Origin of the sequence: Xanthomonas sp. LF02-5, from assembly GCF_034105325.1 — a bacterium.
GTDB classification, from domain to species: domain Bacteria; phylum Pseudomonadota; class Gammaproteobacteria; order Xanthomonadales; family Xanthomonadaceae; genus Xanthomonas_A; species Xanthomonas_A sontii.
In genome coordinates, this window is sequence record NZ_JAXGGF010000001.1 from 385,443 (window position 1) to 400,334 (window position 14,892).

15 protein-coding genes are annotated in these 14,892 nt (G+C 69.0%); 7 read left to right on the forward strand and 8 right to left on the reverse strand.

Translation table 11 applies throughout. The annotated features are described in order from the left end of the window. Nucleotides 1–22: 22 nt before the first annotated feature. The 7 genes from SLW52_RS01650 to SLW52_RS01680 all read left to right on the forward strand — a co-directional run bounded on the left by SLW52_RS01650 (nt 23) and on the right by SLW52_RS01680 (nt 5,878). On the forward strand, nt 23–772 hold the full coding sequence (locus SLW52_RS01650) for a TerC family protein (RefSeq protein WP_267103566.1): 750 nt from the start codon (nt 23–25) through the stop codon (nt 770–772). 74 nt (nt 773–846) lie between these two features. Continuing rightward, on the forward strand, nt 847–1,479 hold the full coding sequence (locus SLW52_RS01655; RefSeq protein ID WP_043093112.1) for a LemA family protein: 633 nt from the start codon (nt 847–849) through the stop codon (nt 1,477–1,479). A 123-nt stretch (nt 1,480–1,602) separates the two neighbouring features. Beyond that, nucleotides 1,603–2,487: a TPM domain-containing protein gene (locus SLW52_RS01660; RefSeq protein ID WP_320739733.1), complete on the forward strand. Its 885-nt coding sequence runs from the start codon at nt 1,603–1,605 to the stop codon at nt 2,485–2,487. After that, nucleotides 2,487–2,978: a TPM domain-containing protein gene (locus SLW52_RS01665; RefSeq protein ID WP_267104015.1), complete on the forward strand. Its 492-nt coding sequence runs from the start codon at nt 2,487–2,489 to the stop codon at nt 2,976–2,978. The genes SLW52_RS01660 and SLW52_RS01665 overlap by 1 nt, the downstream gene beginning before the upstream one ends. Before the next feature lie 604 nt (nt 2,979–3,582). Next, nucleotides 3,583–4,491, forward strand: a complete 909-nt coding sequence (gene lgt, locus SLW52_RS01670) for a prolipoprotein diacylglyceryl transferase (RefSeq protein WP_017916439.1) — start codon at nt 3,583–3,585, stop codon at nt 4,489–4,491. Next, on the forward strand, nt 4,488–5,282 hold the full coding sequence (locus SLW52_RS01675; RefSeq protein WP_026144081.1) for a thymidylate synthase: 795 nt from the start codon (nt 4,488–4,490) through the stop codon (nt 5,280–5,282). Before lgt ends, SLW52_RS01675 begins: the two co-directional genes overlap by 4 nt. 89 nt (nt 5,283–5,371) lie before the next feature. Next, complete coding sequence (locus SLW52_RS01680) at nt 5,372–5,878, forward strand: dihydrofolate reductase (protein WP_320739731.1); 507 nt, start codon at nt 5,372–5,374, stop codon at nt 5,876–5,878. Nucleotides 5,879–6,006: 128 nt separating this feature from the next. On the opposite strand, the gene SLW52_RS01685 is transcribed toward SLW52_RS01680, so the two are convergent. The 8 genes from SLW52_RS01685 to SLW52_RS01720 form a co-directional block, all read right to left on the reverse strand. Then, nucleotides 6,007–6,930 carry a symmetrical bis(5'-nucleosyl)-tetraphosphatase gene (locus SLW52_RS01685; protein WP_017916442.1) on the reverse strand — a complete coding sequence of 308 codons (924 nt, stop codon included), beginning with the start codon at nt 6,928–6,930 and terminating at the stop codon, nt 6,007–6,009. Then, nucleotides 6,930–7,313: a Co2+/Mg2+ efflux protein ApaG gene (gene apaG, locus SLW52_RS01690; protein ID WP_010340000.1), complete on the reverse strand. Its 384-nt coding sequence runs from the start codon at nt 7,311–7,313 to the stop codon at nt 6,930–6,932. Before apaG ends, SLW52_RS01685 begins: the two co-directional genes overlap by 1 nt. A gap of 333 nt (nt 7,314–7,646) precedes the next feature. After that, nucleotides 7,647–8,441, reverse strand: coding sequence for a 16S rRNA (adenine(1518)-N(6)/adenine(1519)-N(6))-dimethyltransferase RsmA (rsmA, locus tag SLW52_RS01695; protein ID WP_152240035.1), 795 nt, complete (start codon nt 8,439–8,441; stop codon nt 7,647–7,649). A 113-nt stretch (nt 8,442–8,554) separates the two neighbouring features. Then, the gene (gene pdxA, locus SLW52_RS01700) at nt 8,555–9,532 is read right to left on the reverse strand and encodes a 4-hydroxythreonine-4-phosphate dehydrogenase PdxA (protein WP_320739574.1); all 978 of its coding nucleotides are present in this window, start codon (nt 9,530–9,532) and stop codon (nt 8,555–8,557) included. A 3-nt stretch (nt 9,533–9,535) separates the two neighbouring features. Next, nucleotides 9,536–10,897, reverse strand: coding sequence for a peptidylprolyl isomerase (locus tag SLW52_RS01705; protein ID WP_148829866.1), 1,362 nt, complete (start codon nt 10,895–10,897; stop codon nt 9,536–9,538). Further along, entirely contained in the window at nt 10,894–13,239 is a 2,346-nt protein-coding gene (gene lptD / locus SLW52_RS01710; protein ID WP_320739572.1) for an LPS-assembly protein LptD, read from the reverse strand. The genes SLW52_RS01705 and lptD overlap by 4 nt, the downstream gene beginning before the upstream one ends. 163 nt (nt 13,240–13,402) lie before the next feature. Continuing rightward, the gene (locus SLW52_RS01715) at nt 13,403–14,308 is read right to left on the reverse strand and encodes a histone deacetylase family protein (RefSeq protein WP_267100011.1); all 906 of its coding nucleotides are present in this window, start codon (nt 14,306–14,308) and stop codon (nt 13,403–13,405) included. Between the two features lie 24 nt (nt 14,309–14,332). Next, entirely contained in the window at nt 14,333–14,887 is a 555-nt protein-coding gene (locus SLW52_RS01720; RefSeq protein WP_010340006.1) for a cob(I)yrinic acid a,c-diamide adenosyltransferase, read from the reverse strand. Between the last annotated feature and the right edge of the window lie 5 nt (nt 14,888–14,892).

Genomic DNA, 14,892 nt, shown 5'->3' on the forward strand with positions numbered 1-14,892 from the left:
TTCCGTTAAAGGATCCGACGCCATGGCCCTCGATTTTCTCGCCGACCCCAACACCTGGCTGACGCTGTTGACGCTGAGTGCGTTGGAGATCGTGCTGGGCATCGACAACCTGGTGTTCATCTCCATCGCCGTGGGCAAGCTGCCGGAAGCGCAGCGCCCGGCCGCGCGCAAGTTCGGCATCGCGGTGGCGTGCCTGACCCGCATCGCGCTGCTGGTGTCGCTGGCGTTCCTGGCGCGCATGCAGGGCGAGCTGTTCAGCGTCGCCGGCATGGGCATCTCGATCCGCGACCTGGTGCTGATCGTCGGCGGCCTGTTCCTGCTGGTGAAGGGCACGATGGAGATCCGCGAGCTGATCACCGGCGGCGAAGACGAAGACCCCACCACCAGCAAGGCCTCGGGCGTGTTCTGGATGGTGATCGCGCAGATCGCGGTGATCGACATCGTGTTCTCGCTGGATTCGGTGATCACCGCGGTGGGCATGGCCCAGCACATCCCGGTGATGATCGCCGCGGTGCTGCTGGCGGTGGCAGTGATGCTGCTGGCGGCCAATCCGCTGGGCCGCTTCATCGACGCCAACCCGACGGTGAAGATGCTGGCGCTGGCCTTCATCCTGATGATCGGCGTGGTGCTGATCCTGGACGGCCTGGACGTGCACGTGCCCAAGCCGTACATCTACGCGGCGATGGGCTTCTCGGTGCTGGTGGAGTGGCTGAACCTGCTGATGCGCCGGCGCGCCGCCGCGCATCAGGTGCCCGGCGCGGGGAAGTGGTGAGCCACCGCTGAGGTCGGCTGCGTTTTCACCGGCGGCGTGGCAAGCTGCGCGCAGTCATTCGCCGGAGTCCTCGCATGCGCCTGTTGTCCCGCTCCCTGTTTCTGGCCGCGCTGGCGGTGTTGCTGTCCGGCTGCGGCTACAACGCGATCCAGCAGAAGGACCAGGCGGTCAAGGCCGGCTGGTCGGAAGTGCTGAACCAGTACAAGCGCCGCGCCGACCTGGTGCCGAACCTGGTCAACACGGTCAAGGGCTATGCCGACCAGGAGCGGCAGGTGCTGACCGACGTGACCAACGCCCGTGCCCGCGTCGGCCAGGTGCAGGTCAACGCCGACGATGCCGCCTCGCTGCAGCAGTTCCAGCAGGCGCAGGGCCAGTTGTCCAGCGCGCTGTCGCGGTTGCTGGTGGTCAGCGAGAACTACCCGAACCTGAAATCCGACCAGGCCTTCCGCGACCTGCAGGCGCAGCTGGAAGGCACCGAGAACCGCATCACCGTGGCGCGCGGCCGCTACATCCAGGCGGTGCAGGACTACAACACCTACATCCTGTCCTTCCCGCAGGTGCTCACCGCCAAGATGTTCGGCTACAAGGAGAAGCCCAACTTCTCGGTGGAGAACGAAGCGCAGATTTCCGAGGCGCCGGCGGTGAACTTCGGTGGCCAGCCCGCGTCCGCTCCACAGCAGCCGCAGCAGCCGGCACCGGCGCACTAAGCGCCGCCGCGGGCCGGCGTGACCGTGCGTTTCACCTCCGAGGCTGAGCGCGCCGCCGCAGCGACGGCGTCGAGCGGTGGCACCCGCGCTGCGGCCGGCCGTCGACACGTCTGCGTCTGGCTATTGCTGCTGCTGGCGTTGCTGCCCTGGCTGGCCTGGGCGCAGGCCGAGGCGCCGATCCCGCCGCTGGACGCGCCGGTGGTCGACACCACCGGCACGCTGACGCCGAACCAGCGCCTGGAACTGGATCTGCAGGCGGTGCAGTTGCAGCAGCGCAAGGGCAGCCAGCTGCAGGTGCTGGTGGTGCCCAGCACCGCGCCCGAGAGCATCGAGCAATACACCCAGCGCGTGTTCGACCAGTGGAAGCTCGGCCGCAAGGGCGTGGACGACGGCGTGCTGCTGGTGGTGGCCAAGGACGACCGGCGCGTGCGCATCCAGCCCGGCTATGGCCTGGAAGGCGCGATTCCCGACGCCACCGCCAACCGCATCATCCAGGAGTACCTGGTGCCGCGCTTCCGCGCAGGCGACTACAGTGGCGGGATTTCCGAAGCGACCGCGATGCTGGTCAAGCTGATCGACGGCGAAGCGTTGCCGGCGCCGGTCAGCGCGCACGCCTCGGCCTCGCGCGGCGGCGGCCTGGGATTCGGTTTCTTCGCCGGCCTGTTCGCGGCGCTGGTCGCGCAGGTGCTGTTCGCGCGGCTGTCGCGCCCGGTGCGCGGCGTGCTGAGCGGCGTGGTCGGCGGCGGCGTCGGCCTGCTGCTGAGTCTGTCGCTGTTCGTCGGTGCGCTGACCGGCGCGATCGGCCTGCTGCTGGGCCTGTTTGTGGGAATCGCACCGGGCCGTTCGGCCGGCGGCGGCGGTTGGGGCGGCTGGGGTGGCGGCGGCTTCGGCGGTGGCTGGGGCGGCGGTGGCGGTAGTTGGGGTGGCGGCGGAGGCGGCTTCGGCGGCGGCGGCTGGGGCGGTGGTGGCGGCAGTTCCGGAGGCGGCGGCGCCTCGGGGAGCTGGTGATGCGCTTGGTCCGGCACCTGTTCGCGCCGTCGGCACAGCGCCTGTTCCCGGCGGCCAGCCTGGAGCGCATCGGCGCGGCGATCGCCGAGGGCGAGCGCCTGCACAACGGGCAGGTGATGTTCGCGGTGGAATCGGGGCTGGCACCGGCGCAGGTGCTGCGCGGCATGGCGCCGCGGCTGCGCGCCGAGCACGCGTTCGCACAGTTGCGCACCTGGGATACCGAGGCCAACAACGGCGTGCTGATCTATCTGCTGCTGGCCGATCACCACATCGAGATCGTCGCCGACCGTGGACTGCACGAGCGGGTGGACGCCGCACAATGGCGCCAGGTCTGCGCGCTGATCGAGCGCGAGATGCGTGCGGGCCAACCCGAACAGGCGGTGATCGCTGGTGTTGGCGCGGTGTCCGCGTTGCTGGCCGCGCACTTCCCGGCACAGCCGGGCCAGCCGGGCGAGAACGAACTGCCGAACCTGCCGCAGGTGCTGGATTGAGTGTGCTGCTGTGGTGGTTTGCGCTGCCAGCAGAGGCGGCGGTGTTGTGGAAGGGACTTCGGTCCCTAGGCGAGAGTGCCGGGCTGGGGCCTGATGGCTCTGCTCGTCGCGGCTGAAGCCGCTCCCACATCAGGGCGATGCCGCGCCTGCATGGGTGCGACGGGTGGTGTTGTGGGAGGGACTTCAGTCCCGACGCGATAGCGCCGGAGTGAACCCGATGGCTCTGCTCGTTGCCGCTGATGGCCTGGAGGCCACATGGGCCGCTCCCACAAGCAACCAGGGGCACGTGGCGTCTGGGCTGAGCATATTGCCTTGGAGTCGGTCGGCGGCAGGTTCGTGCGCCTGCCAGCAGATGAAGCGCCACCCCGCTGCGCCGTCCGCAGGCGCGGCAAGCAGCGGAGTCAGTGGCAGACGCGTGCGCCTGCCAGCAGATGAAGCGCTACCCTGCTGCGCCGTCCGCATTCGCGGCAAGCAGCGGAGTCAATGGCAGACGTGTGCGCCTGCCAGCAGATGAAGCGCTACCTCGCTGCGCCGTCCGCAGGCGCGGCAAGGAGCGGAGTCAGTGGCAGAATAGGCACTCTTTGCCCCCGGCCGACGTTTGCGCATGACCTATCTCCACCAGATCGATCCCATCGCCTTCTCGTTCGGGCCGGTGAAGGTGCATTGGTACGGGCTGATGTATCTGGCCGGCTTCATCTCGGCCTGGTGGCTTGGCCGCCGCCGCATCCGCGCCGGGCGCCTGCCCGGGGTGAACGAGGACGGCTTCTCCGATCTGCTGTTCTACGCGATGCTCGGCGTGGTGCTGGGCGGGCGCATCGGCTACATGCTGTTCTACGCACTGTCCGATTTCCTGGCCGACCCGCTGCTGATCTTCAAGGTGTGGGACGGCGGCATGAGCTTCCACGGCGGCCTGCTGGGCGTGCTGGCGGCCTGCCTGTGGTGGACGCGCAAGGCGCGCCTGCATTTCTTCGACACCGTCGATTTCATCGCGCCGCTGGTGCCGCTGGGCCTGGGCTTCGGCCGCATCGGCAATTTCGTCGGCGGCGAGTTGTGGGGCAAGTTGACCCATGCCGGCTGGGGCGTGATCTTCCCGCACGCGCCGATACAGGACGGCGTGGCCAATGCGCCGGCACTGGAGAGCCTGAAGAGTGCCGCGCAACTGCAGCAGCAATACGCCGCGGGCCTGCTCGATCGCTATGCCCGCCATCCGTCGCAGCTGTACGAAGCGGCGCTGGAAGGGCTGGTGATGTTCGTGGTGCTGTGGACGTTCTCGATGAAGCCGCGCGCGCGCTATGCGGTGTCCGGCTTGTTCGCGCTGCTGTACGGCGTGTTCCGCTTCGCCGTGGAATTCGTGCGGGTGCCGGATGCGCAACTCGGCTACCTGGCGTTCCATTGGCTGACCCGCGGCCAGCAGTTGAGCATCCCGCTGATCCTGCTCGGCCTGTTCCTGCTGTGGCGCTCGCGCAGCGCGCCGGTGCTGCAGCCGGTGCCGCCGCCGGAGGTGAGCAAGTGAAGCAGTACCTGGAATTGCTGCAGCACGTGCTGGAGCGCGGCGCGGAGAAATCCGACCGCACCGGCACCGGCACGCGCAGCGTGTTCGGCTGGCAGATGCGCTTCGATCTCAACGACGGCTTCCCGCTGGTCACCACCAAGAAGCTGCACCTGCGCTCGATCGTGCACGAGTTGCTGTGGTTCCTGAAGGGCGAGACCAACATCGCCTATCTCAAGGACAACAAGGTCAGCATCTGGGACGAGTGGGCCGACGCGCAGGGCGAACTCGGCCCGGTGTACGGCAAGCAGTGGCGACGCTGGACCGGTGCCGACGGTCGCGAGATCGACCAGATGCAGTGGCTGGTGGACGAGATCAAGCGCAACCCGGATTCGCGCCGGCTGGTGATCAGCGCCTGGAACGTGGCCGAGCTGCCGCAGATGGCGCTGATGCCCTGCCACAGCCTGTTCCAGTTCTATGTGGTCGACGGCAAGCTCAGCTGCCAGCTGTACCAGCGCAGCGGCGACATTTTCCTGGGCGTGCCGTTCAACATCGCCAGCTATGCGCTGCTGACCCACATGGTGGCGCAGGCCACCGGCCTGGGCGTGGGCGATTTCGTGCACACGCTGGGCGATGCGCATCTGTATTCCAACCACTTCGAACAGGCGCGCGAACAGCTGGCACGCACGCCGCGGCCGCTGCCGCAGCTGCGGCTGAATCCGGCGGTGACCGATCTGTTCGCCTTCACCTACGACGACATCGCCATCGAGGGCTACGACCCGCATCCGGCGATCAAGGCGCCGGTGGCGGTGTGAGTGGCGGGGAGTGGGGAATGGAGAATGGGGAATCGGAAAAGGCGGCAGTGGCGGCGGGGACGGGTTTGGAGCCGTCTACGCGCCCCTCGCTGCAGTTGAGCTTGCTCGCGGCGCTGGATCGGGCCAATGCGATCGGTCGCGACAACGACTTGCCGTGGCGCCTGCCGGACGATCTCAAGCGCTTCAAGGCGCTGACCCTGGGCAAGCCGGTGCTGATGGGGCGCAAGACCGCGCAGTCGCTGGGGCGCGCGTTGCCCGGGCGCTTGAACCTGGTGATGACCCGTTCCGGGCAGGTGCCGTTCGCGGACATGCAGGCAGTGGCGTCGCTGCAGGCGGCGATCGACGCGGCGCGCGCGGCCGGCGCTGCGGAGCTGGCGGTGATCGGCGGTGGCGACATCTTCGCCCTGACCCTGCCGCTGGCCGACGTGTTGTACCTCACCCATGTCGACACCGTGGTCGACGGCGCCGATGCGCATTTTCCCGCGTTCGATCCGGCGCAATGGGAGGTGGTGGCGCGGCAAGCGCATCCGGCGGATGCGCGGCATGCGCTGGCCTTCGAATTCGTGGATTACCGGCGCCGGGCGGGCGCGGTGTAAGCAGCGGCTGGCGGATGCCGGCGCACATGCCGGGATTGTCGTAGGAGCGGCTAGCCGCGACGCGCATTCCGGGGAACGCTGTCGCGGCTGAAGCCGCTCCTGCGAAACCGCAACGTCTCGCGTTAGACCTATTCCTGCTCGGGCGCAGCGGAGGCAGCCGGCGCCGGTTGTCCACGGTTCGGTGCGCTGCGCCGCCGCGGCGTGGCGGTGCGCGCCGCCGGCGGCGGTCCCTGCACCGGCCGGCCCGGGACCTGCACGACCTGCAGGTCCTCGCTGTCCAGGCGCAGGGCGGTGAGCTTGCCGCCCCAGACCGCGCCGGTGTCGATCGCGTGCACGCCCTGGGTGATGGTCAGGCCCAGCGTCGACCAGTGTCCGCAGACGATCTTCAGGTCGCGCTCGACCCGCCCCGGCACTTCGAACCACGGATACAGGCCCTGCGCCTGGGTGCCGGGCGTGCCCTTTTCCTCGATCGCGATGCGCCCACGCGGGGTGCAGTAGCGGGCGCGGGTGAACAGGTTGATGATCGCGCGCGAGCGGTCGTAGCCGGTCAGGCCCGGCGACCAGGCCGGGCGGTCGCCGTACATGTTGCGGAACAGCTTGCGGTAGCCGTTGCCGTGCAGTTGCTGCTCCACCTCGCGTGCATGCTTCTCGGCCAGCGCGGTGGTCCACTTCGGTGCCAGGCCGGCGTGGATCATCATCCAGCCGAGCTGGCGGTCGGCGTGCAGCAGTTTCTGCATGCGCAGCCAGGTCAGCAGTTCGTCGCGGTCCTCGGCCAGCACGATGCGCTGCAGGTCGGGATTGACCTTGCGCTGTTCGTCCGGGCTGCGCTCGCCGATCGCCAGCAGCGACAGATCGTGGTTGCCCAGCACCACCACGCTGTGCTCGCGCAGCGAGTGCACCAGGCGCAGGGTCTCCAGCGATTGCCCGCCGCGGTTGACCAGGTCGCCGCAGAACCACAGCCGGTCCACCGCCGGATCGAAGCGGATCTTCTCCAGCAACTGCTGGGTGATGTCGTAGCAACCCTGCAGGTCGCCGATCGCCCAGACCGCCATCAGTGCAGGGTCCGCGGGACGGACAGCACGAACGGCGCGATCGCGGCGATGAAATGGGTGCCGTCGTCGGCTTCCATGTCGTAGTGGCCGCGCATCGTGCCGTGCTCGGTTTCCAGTACCAGCCCGGAGGTGTAGCGGAAATCCTCGCCCGGGCGCAGCCGCGGCTGTTCGCCGACCACGCCATCGCCGTCGACGCGTTCGATGCGGCCGTTGCCGTCGGTGATCTCCCAGTGGCGGGCGATCAGGCGCGCGGCGACGCGGCCGCGGTTGTGGATGCGGATCGTGTAGGCGAACGTGTAGCGTCCGTCCTCCGGCGCCGATTGGTCGTCGAGGAATCGGGGCGACACTTCGACCTCGATCCGATAGGGGGCGTCATCGTTCATCCCCACAGTTTAGAGCGTGTTTTGCCGTTTGAGGCGAGATGCGTCAGCGGTTGTCACTGTCAGGCGGCTGACGCGTGGCAGTGGCCCTGGCTGCCGCCTGCGCGAGCCGCCCGTGCGGGCCTGTTGTTGCCGCGGGCAGTGCGCAGGAGGGCTGTCGTTCGCGGTGGCAGTCTGTGTTGTGCGGCTTGCCAAGTTGCGGTTTCGAGGCGGTGCCGTCATCACCATGTCTACGGCGCAGGTCGGCGACGCCTGCGCCGACATGCAAGGAGCGGAGCAACGCGTGCGCAGAGGTTCGCACCACGCATGCATGCGCGCGCCGCGCGGGACGTCCGCTCAGGCGTGCGCGATGTTGGCCAGGCGCACGAAGTCGGCGACCTCGAGCTGCTCGGCGCGCGCGTCCGGACGCACGCCCGCGGCCTCGAACTGCGCGGCATCGCAGACGCCGTTCAAGGCGTTGCGCAGGGTCTTGCGGCGCTGCCCGAACGCGGCGCGGACCACGTCGGCGAAGCGCTTGGGATCGGCGATGCCCACCGTCTGCGGCGGCCGCGGCACCAGCCGCACCACGGCCGAATCCACCTTCGGCGGCGGCCGGAACGCGCCCGGCGGCACCACGAACAGCGAGGTCACCTCGCAGTAGGCCTGCAGCATCACGCTGAGTCGGCCGTAGACCTTGCTGCCCGGGTCGGCGGCCATGCGGTCGACCACTTCCTTCTGCAGCATGAAGTGCATGTCGGCGATCGCTGCGGCGTGGTCCAGCGCATGGAACAGGATCGGCGAGGAGATGTTGTAGGGCAGGTTGCCGACCAGGCGGATGCGCGCGCCCTCGGCCAGGGCGGCGAAATCCACCGACAGCACGTCGCGGTTGAGGATGGTCAGTTCGCCGACGTCGGCCGCCGCCGCGGTCAGTGGCGCGATCAGGTCGCGGTCGAATTCGATGACGGTCAGCTGGCCGTGCCGGCGCAGCAGTGGGAAGGTGATCGCACCCTGGCCGGGACCGATCTCCACCAGCCGGTCGCCCGGCTTGGGATCGACCGCGCGGACGATGCTGTCGATGTAGTGGCGATCGCTGAGGAAGTGCTGGCCAAGGGATTTCTTGGCCGGGGCGCCGAAGCCGGAAGAGGAAGTCATGGCCGGCATTTTATCGGCATGCACGGGGCGGCGCGCGCTCGCAGCGACGCAGGAGCGGCATCACCGGGCCCGCCCTGGTTGCGGCAGATCGCGAACGGCGCCCGGATATGCGCCTAGGACTGCGCGCGGCGCGCCGCCAGTTGCGCGCACAGCGCAGTGGCAGCGAACAGGCTGGACGGGTCGGCCACGCCGCGGCCGGCCAGCTCCAGCGCGGTGCCGTGGTCGACCGCCACGCGTGGGTAGGGCAGGCCCAGGGTCAGGTTCACCGCCTGCTCGAAGCCGCTGTACTTGAGTACCGGCAGGCCCTGGTCGTGGTACATCGCCAGCACCGCGTCCACGCTCGCCAGCTTCTGCGGCAGGAACGCGGTATCGGCCGGGAGCGGGCCGAGCAGGCGCATGCCCTCCGCGCGCAAGGCGTCCAGTACCGGCTGCATCACCTGGATTTCCTCCAGGCCCAGGTGACCATCCTCGCCGGCATGCGGGTTCAGCCCCAGCACCGCGATGGTCGGCGTAGCGATGCCGAACGCGTGGCGCAAGGCGGCCTCGGTGATGCGCAGGCTGCGTTCCAGCAGGGTCGGCGTGAGCGCATCGGCGACGGCGCGCAGCGGCAGATGGGTGGTGACCAGGGCCACGCGCACGATGGCGTTGGCCAGCATCATCACCACCTCGCGGCCGGCATGTTGGGCCAGCAGTTCGGTGGTGCCGGTGTAGGCGATGCCGCCGGCGTTGATCGCCGCTTTATGGACCGGGCCGGTCACCACGCCGTCCAGTTCCCCGCTCAGGCAGGCATCGGCCGCCTGGGTCAGTGCGGCGATCACCGCAGCCGCGTTGGCCGGTTCGGTCGCGCCAAAGCGGCTTGGCACGGCATTGGCGACCGTGCGCAGGCGCAGGTCGCCGGGGGCGACGGCAGGGCTGGATTCGGGCAGCAGCTGCAGCGGCAGCGACAGCGCCGCCGCGGCGGCGCGCAAGGTGTCGGGATCGGCGAAGGCCAGGAGCTGGCAGTCGTGACGCGGCTGTTGCGCCAGCCGCACGCACAGTTCCGGGCCGATCCCGCCCGGCTCGCCCGGCACCAGCGCGAGCGAGGGGCGCATGGATCAGGGCTTGGCGGCGGGCGCCGGCGCGGGCGTGGCCGCCGGCGCAGTGGCGGCGTCGGTGTTGCCCACGCGCAGGTCGACGTAGGCTTCGCCGCGCATTTCCTGCAGGAAGCGGTTGTATTCCTCTTCCAGCTTGCGGCGGCCGATGGTCTCGCGGACCTGGGCGCGCTGGGTATCGCTGGTCACGTCGGTCTGGCGCTCGCCGACGCGCTGCACGATGTGCCAGCCGGCCTCGGTGCGGAACGGCTGCGAAATCTGGCCGTCCTGGAGGCTGGCGACGTGCTGGCCGAAGTCCGGGCCGAACGCGTCGGCCGGGAACCAGCCCAGATCGCCGCCCTGGCTGCGGCTGTTGGTGTCTTCCGACGCTTCCTTGGCCACGGCCTGGAAGTCGGCGCCGCCGGCGATGCGGGCGCGCAGCGTCTCGATCTTGGCCTTGGCGACCGCGTCGGGCTGCGCATCGTTGACCCGGATCAGGATGTGGCGGGCGTGGTACTCGGTGACCGTCTTCTTTTCCGGATTGGCCGAGGCGTCGCGCACTTCGACCAGCTTCAGCAGCTGGAAGCCGCTGGGGCCGCGCAGTGGGCCGGCGACCTGGCCCGGCTTCATGTCGCGGATCAGCTGCGCGAACGCGTTGGGGATCTCGTCCAGGCTGCGCCAGCCCAGGTCGCCGCCTTCCAGCGCGTTGGGGCTGTCGGAATAGCGCACTGCCGCGGCGTTGAAATCGATCTCGCCCTTGTCGATCAGGTTCTTGACCCCGTCGATCTTGCCCTGGGCGGTCTTGATCTGCTCGGCGGTGGCGCCTTCCGGCAGGCCGACCAGGATGTGCGCCAGGTGGTACTGGGTGCCGGTGGTGGCTTGCTGCGCCAGGGCCGCGTCGACTTCGGCCTCGCTGACGTTGATGCGGCTCTGCGCAAAGCTCTGGCGCAGGCGCTGCACGGTGATTTCGTCGCGCACCGAGTTGCGGAAGTCGGTGTAGGACATGCCGTCGGCGGCCAGCTTCTTGCGCAGGCCGTCCACGTCGGTGCCGTTCTGCTGGGCGATGCTGGCGATGGCGCGGTTCAGTTCGTCGTCGCCGACGCGGATGCCGGTGCTGTTGGCGCGCGCGACCTGCAGCTTGACCAGGACCAGGCGTTCCAGCACCTGCCGCTGCAGCACGTTATCCGGCGGCAGCTGCGCCTCGCGGCCGGCATACTGCGCCTTCACGTTGCGCACGGCACGATCCAGTTCGCTCTGCAGTACGACATCCTCGTCGACCACCGCGGCGATGCGGTCCAGCGGTTGGGTTTGTTGCGCGGCGGCCGGAGCGGACACGCCGGCGATCGCCACCAGGGCGGCGAGAAAAACAGAAAGGGTCTTGGTCATGGAATCTGGTTCGGATCGTAAGCGTCCGGATCGGTCGTGGTGTTGCTGGGCGGGACCAAGTACAGGTCGTCGCGGTTGTAGCCGAGGATAGCACGGCGCAGAACGCGGTCCGTGTCCTGGCCCAGGGACGACAGCCCCTTGAGCACGAACTCGATCTGGAAGGCGGTATCCAGCGCGCCGGTGCGGTTGCGCACGTAGCGCCGCGCCAGCGCCCGCACAGACAGGCAGCAACTGTCCCACTGCACGCCCAGGATGCTCTCCAGTGGCTTCTTGTCCATCAGCGAGTAGTAGTGCCGGCCGACCAGGCTCCAGGTCGGATTGATCGGATACAGGAACGAGACGTCTGCTTGCTCCAGCAGATCGCGCCGGAACCGGTAGGTGAAGTTGACGATGCCGTCGCCGGGCAGCAGATAGCGCGTGCGGAAGCTTGCCAAGTCCTTGCGGTGGTACTTGGGATCCCACTGGTAGGTGGCGCCCATGGTCCAGCGGTCGTTGAGCATGTAGTTGGCGTCGGCGATCCAGGCCGACTTGCCCTGCTCGATGGTGGTGTCGCTGTTGGGCAGGCTGACCCGCGAATCGCTGAAATACAGGATCTGGCCGAGGCTGACCGACAGCTTCTCCTTGCCATCGTCCTGGCGCAGCAGGCGCGAACTCAGCGCCATGGTCAACTGGTTGGCGTCGTTCTGGCGGTCGGCGCCGGTATAGCGGGAATCACGGAACAACTGGCCCCAACTGAAGGTGAACTCGCGGGTATCGAAGATCGGCAGGTCGTTCTGGTCGCGGTACGGCGTGTACAGGTAGAACAGTCGCGGTTCCAGGGTCTGCAGATAGTTGGTGTTGCCCCACTTGGTATCGCGGTCGAAGTACACGCCCGCATCGACCGTGGCGATCGGCAGGCTGCGCGAGGGCGTGGTGTCGCCGCCGAGCGTGGCCGCCAGATCCTTGTCCAGCTGATAGGCGGTATAACGCCAGGCCAGGGTCGGCTTGAGGAACCAGGCGGCGCCGGCCAGCGGCACCGAGATGTAGGGCTTGAGATCCAAGCGGGCGCCGCCGGGGCGCTCGGACACGACGCCGGTGCGCTCGTATAGCGCGTCCTTGGCATGGACGTCGTCGTGCACGAAGCGCACCGCTTCGCTGTACAGGCCGGCTTCGAAGTAGTTGCCGAACGACTGGTCCCAGTTGAAGAAGGCGCGCGGCTGGCGGTTGTACGGCAGCGCATCCTCGGTCAGGGTGTAGTCGGTCAGCTGCCAGCGGTCGGCCATCACGCCTGCGGTCCAGGTCTCGCCGGTGCCGTAGACGCCGATCGTGCTCTGGATGTTGGACACCGCATTGCCGAGCAGGCGGTTGGAGAAGTCCTCGGTGTAGCGCTCGTCGCTGACCCAGGCCAGCGAAGCGCGCGCCTGCCACTGCGCATTGATGTTGTGGTAGCCCTGGTAACTGAAGCGGCCGCGATCCTTGTCGCGCAACTTGTCGTCCGGCAGGTAGGCGGCTTGCAGCTCGCCCTTGCCGCCGTCGTAGAGATAGCGGAATTCGCTGCCCAGCATCAGGCCGCGGCGGGCCATGAAGCGCGGATACAGGGTGGCGTCGTAGTTCGGCGCGAGGTTCAGGTAGTACGGCTGGGTGTAGTCGAAGCCGTTGCGGCTGGACATGCCGATCGCCGGGAACAGGAAACCGCTGCTGCGGCGATCGTCGATCGGGAACTTGAACCAGGGCGCGTACAGGATCGGGAAGTTGTAGATCTTCAGGATCGCGTTGCGCGCGGTGCCGAAACCTTCGTCGTTGTCGACGTCGATTTCCGGTGCGTGCAGCTCCCACACCCGCTGCGAGGGGTCGCAGGTGGTGTAGGTGGAGCGATGCATCTGCCCCAGCGCACCCTGCAGGTCGACCGAGTCGGCCTTGCCGTTGCCGCGGCGGGCCAGCAGCTGGTAGCGGATGTTGGTGATCTTGTGGGTGTCGGTGTCCTGATTGCCCTCGGCGCGATCGGCGATCATGCGGATCGACGAGTCCTGGTAGCGCACGTGACCCTCGGCAATGTAGTTGCCGGTCTCGGTGTCCACCCGCAGGCTGTCCGTGCCCATGAACTGGTCGCCGCGCTTGAGCGCGACGTTGCCGGTGTAGTTGGGGATGGTGGTGGTGCCCGACAGCTGGTCGCCTTCGATATTGGTCGGCTGCTGCTCGCGGTTCTGCGCCAGCTTGGGATCCGGCTGCTGCGCGTCGTCGAACTTGGGCAGCACGTCCGGGGTCGGGCACAGGCCCCAGTTCGGCGGCTTCTCAGCCGCCAATGCCGGCAGGCACAGGGCGATACTGAACGGAAGAGGGAGCAGGCGAAGGGTTCGGCGCACGCGCGTCAGGTATCGGGCGAAAACGGTCGCTAGCTTGCCCCATCCCGTGCATAGGGGCAATGAAGGCGTCCCCGGGGCGGGGGGCGGGGTTCATCGGCCTGGCGGGGCGGGGTTTCGATCCGGGCGTGCCGCCCCGCGGCCGCCGCCGCGCGGGCGCGCAACCTCAGCGCAGCGCGTCGACGTGGGCGACGCTGCCCTCGCGCAGGGCCTGCAGATCGTAGCCGCCTTCCAGCAGGGACACCACCCGGCCGCGCGCGTGCCGTTGCGCGACTGCGCGCAGTTCGGCGGTGATCCAGCCGAAGTCCTCGGTCTCCAGCATCAGGTCGGCCAGCGGGTCGCGCATGTGCGCGTCGAAGCCGGCCGAGATCAGCAGCAGCTGTGGCTTGAACGCGTCCAGCAGCGGCAGCATCTGGTCGGCCCAGGTGTTGCGGAAGCGGAAACCGCCGCTGCCTGGTGGCAGCAATGCGTTGTGCAGGTTGCCGACGCCGCGGTCGTGGACCCCGCCGGTGTGCGGGAACAGCCCGGACTGGTGGGTGCTGAGGTACTGCACCTTCGGCTCGCGCTCGAAGATCGCCTGGGTGCCGTTGCCGTGGTGCACGTCGAAATCGACGATGGCGATCCGCTCCAGGCCGTGCGTGTCGCGGGCGTGGGCGGCGGCCACGGCGACGTTGTTGAACAGGCAGAAGCCCATCGCGGTGTCGGCGGTGGCGTGATGGCCGGGCGGGCGTACCGCGCAGAAGGCGGTGTCGCTGACGCCGTGCATCACTGCATCCACGGCGGCGATGCCGGCGCCGGCGGCGCGCAGTGCGGCCGCGCGCGAGCCGGGCGAGAGGACCGTGTCCACGTCGAGCATCTGCGGGCCGTCGAGGTCGGCCAGAACGCGATCGATCAGCTCGCGCTCATGGACCCGGGCCAGGTCGCCGAGCTTGGCCAGCGGCGCCTCGCGCCATTCCAGCGCGGGAAAGGCCTCGCGCAGCGCGGTGGTCACCGCCTCCAGGCGCTGGGGCCGTTCCGGGTGTTCCGGTCCGGGCGCGTGGCCCAGGCAGGCAGGATGGGTATAGATCAGCATGCGCGGCCGCGGCCCGGGCGTGGCTCAGGCCTGGCGCCGGTCGTGGCGCCACAGCACTTCGCCGTGGCCGTCGGCCCGCGCCAGCACCCGCGCCAGCACGAACAGCAGGTCGGACAGGCGGTTGAGGTAGCGCACCGCTTCCGGGCGCACCGCGTCCTGGCGCGACAGCGCCACCGTCTCGCGCTCGGCGCGGCGCACGATGGTGCGGGCCAGGTGGCAGCGCGCCGCCGCCTCGCCGCCGGCGGGCAGGATGAAGTCCTGCAGCGGCGGCAGGGTGTCGTTGTAGCGGTCCAGGTGCCGTTCCAGTGCGTCGATGTCGGCGGCATGGATGGCCGCGTGGCCGGGGATGCACAGCTCGCCGCCGAGATCGAACAACTGGTGCTGGATCGCGGTCAGCAACTGCCGCACGTCCTCGGCCAGCGGGCAGGCCAGGACCACGCCGATCGCCGAGTTGGCCTCGTCCACGGTGCCGTAGGCAGCGACCCGTGCCGAGTCCTTGCCGACCCGGTTGCCGTCGCCCAGGCCGGTGCTGCCGTCGTCGCCGGTGCGGGTGTAGATCTTGGAGAGGCGGTTGCCCATCCCGA

What these genes read in the sequence shown, in the direction of transcription:
- SLW52_RS01650 (WP_267103566.1), top strand. Translation starts at nt 23, where the DNA reads ATGGCCCTCGATTTTCTCGCCGACCCCAACACCTGGCTGACGCTGTTG.
- SLW52_RS01655 (WP_043093112.1), top strand. Translation starts at nt 847, where the DNA reads ATGCGCCTGTTGTCCCGCTCCCTGTTTCTGGCCGCGCTGGCGGTGTTG.
- SLW52_RS01665 (WP_267104015.1), top strand. Translation starts at nt 2,487, where the DNA reads ATGCGCTTGGTCCGGCACCTGTTCGCGCCGTCGGCACAGCGCCTGTTC.
- lgt (WP_017916439.1), top strand. Translation starts at nt 3,583, where the DNA reads ATGACCTATCTCCACCAGATCGATCCCATCGCCTTCTCGTTCGGGCCG.
- SLW52_RS01685 (WP_017916442.1), bottom strand. Translation starts at nt 6,930, where the DNA reads ATGGCGGTCTGGGCGATCGGCGACCTGCAGGGTTGCTACGACATCACC.
- apaG (WP_010340000.1), bottom strand. Translation starts at nt 7,313, where the DNA reads ATGAACGATGACGCCCCCTATCGGATCGAGGTCGAAGTGTCGCCCCGA.
- rsmA (WP_152240035.1), bottom strand. Translation starts at nt 8,441, where the DNA reads ATGACTTCCTCTTCCGGCTTCGGCGCCCCGGCCAAGAAATCCCTTGGC.
- pdxA (WP_320739574.1), bottom strand. Translation starts at nt 9,532, where the DNA reads ATGCGCCCCTCGCTCGCGCTGGTGCCGGGCGAGCCGGGCGGGATCGGC.
- SLW52_RS01705 (WP_148829866.1), bottom strand. Translation starts at nt 10,897, where the DNA reads ATGACCAAGACCCTTTCTGTTTTTCTCGCCGCCCTGGTGGCGATCGCC.
- SLW52_RS01715 (WP_267100011.1), bottom strand. Translation starts at nt 14,308, where the DNA reads ATGCTGATCTATACCCATCCTGCCTGCCTGGGCCACGCGCCCGGACCG.
- SLW52_RS01720 (WP_010340006.1), bottom strand. Translation starts at nt 14,887, where the DNA reads ATGGGCAACCGCCTCTCCAAGATCTACACCCGCACCGGCGACGACGGC.